Genomic DNA, 1965 nt, shown 5'->3' with positions numbered 1-1965 from the left:
AAACGAAGCATCTTGAACCTGCTCATCTATTCTTAATTTATTTCCAATAATATTTTCAATTTAACTCTTGATACTACGAACTCTTTTCATTTCATCAAGATAATTGAAATTTTGAGTACATTCACATTCTTCTTCATCGTCAAAACTTAATAATAATGCCTTTAATTCTTTTTCCAACATATTCACTCCTTTAAGATAGTCTATACTATGTTACAATTGCGTATTATAGTTACATTCTAACCTTAGTAATAATTAGAGTAAATTGGATACTATCCTCTAGAAATACATTTAAAAACCTAGCATATATTTTTTATGAACTTTGTCACTTTTATATTTTCTGTATAGATTGATATTACTTTAATACATATATTACCCACAGTTTTTTAATCAACATAATGTCCTTGCAATTTAAAAAGAGAGTATCTACATTAATGATTAAAATCATTTGTAGTTACTCCCTTAAATAGTGATATCTTATATTAGCTACTCATTTCTTTTGATTTTTCTATGCAATCTTCCATAGCTTTTATAACTGCATTTCTTAAGCCTTTTTCTTCTAATGTTTTTACAGCTTCTATAGTCGTTCCACCTGGTGAACATACCATATCTTTAAGTTCTCCTGGATGTTTACCACTTTCAAGTACCATTTTAGCAGAACCCATTACAGCTTGTGATGCAAACTTATAAGCTTGAGGTCTTGGCATTCCAGCAGCAACCGCAGCATCTGCCATTGCTTCTATAAACATAAATACATATGCAGGAGCAGAACCACTAACTCCTATTACTGCATCTATTAAATATTCCCCTACAATTTCACTTTTACCAAATGAATCAAATATAGTTTTAACAATATTTAATTCTTCATCAGTGATATTTTGGTTTTTACAAAGTGCGCTCATTCCTTCATTTACAAGTGCAGGTGTATTTGGCATAGTTCTTATTATCTTTTTATCACTTCCTATGACGTTTTCTACTGAAGCTATTGTTTTCCCAGCTGCTATTGTTACTATTAACTTTTCATTATCTATAAGGTCTTTTACAGATTCTAATACGGTATCATATACATTAGGTTTTACTGCTACTATTACTATATCTGAGTTTTTTACTATTTCTCTAGAGTCTGTTGTAGTGTTTATTTTAAATTCATTGTTTATAGCATCTAATGTACTTTGGCTTAAGGCTGATGCATTTATATTATTTGATGATACTAGTTTTGATTTTACTATTCCACCTATCATAGCTTTTGCCATATTTCCACATCCGATAAATCCTATTGTTTTATTCATATTGTTCTCCTTACATATTATTTTAATTTTCTTTTAAAAATAATTTCATAATCATCGTAATTAAGAGTATTTCTCCATATAACGACTTCCAACGTATCTAATTTAAAAATACTATAGTAGTATAAATTTGTCTATATATGATTGTGAAATATTAACATATTTTTGTATTTCCTTCTTTATATAATTTATCTAAACCTTTAGTCTTGAATTTATTAACCCCTTTGTGTAAATCACTAGAACCTTTCGCTAAAGCATTAGTTGCTTCTGATAGTTTCTTTGAGATAAAATATTAAGTATGACAGACCTTGCTACACTCAGTGGGAATTATAGTGGAATTTACATAAAAAGTTAAAAATATTACTTAGTAAGTAACATAATTAATATTAACTTCATTATAAATAGCAAACTTATGAAAAAATCCTTTTATTCTAGGAGCACTTTGTGAATAATAGTAATAAATTAAGGAAAATCTAAGAAATATATTGCTACTGTTTAGGAGGTTTTACATATGAGTATAAAAGATATAACTTGGAAAGAAGTTTTAATAAATAAAGAATTTGATGAGTCTATAGCAAAATCATTTATAGGATTTATATCATGGGATGAAGGAAGAATATTTTCTAAATTAGGAGAAGAAATAAATGATGTATTAGCTGGATATGAAGGGAAAATAATAGCT

1 protein-coding gene is annotated in these 1965 nt (G+C 27.6%); it reads right to left on the bottom strand.

Annotated elements, in window-relative coordinates:
* Window positions 1-479 precede the first annotated feature (479 nt).
* Window positions 480-1286, bottom strand: coding sequence for a pyrroline-5-carboxylate reductase (proC, locus tag VLM92_RS11630; protein WP_325276502.1), 807 nt, complete (start codon window positions 1284-1286; stop codon window positions 480-482).
* Between the last annotated feature and the right edge of the window lie 679 nt (window positions 1287-1965).

The sequence above is a fragment of the Romboutsia sp. genome, assembly GCF_035470145.1.
Classification (GTDB): Bacteria; Bacillota; Clostridia; order Peptostreptococcales; family Peptostreptococcaceae; genus Romboutsia_D.
The sequence above is the reverse complement of the archived record's forward strand: the minus strand, read 5'-3'. Positions and strand labels throughout refer to the sequence as shown.

Excerpts from the sequence above, each read along its gene's own strand:
- proC (WP_325276502.1), bottom strand. The coding sequence starts at position 1,286 with ATGAATAAAACAATAGGATTTATCGGATGTGGAAATATGGCAAAAGCT.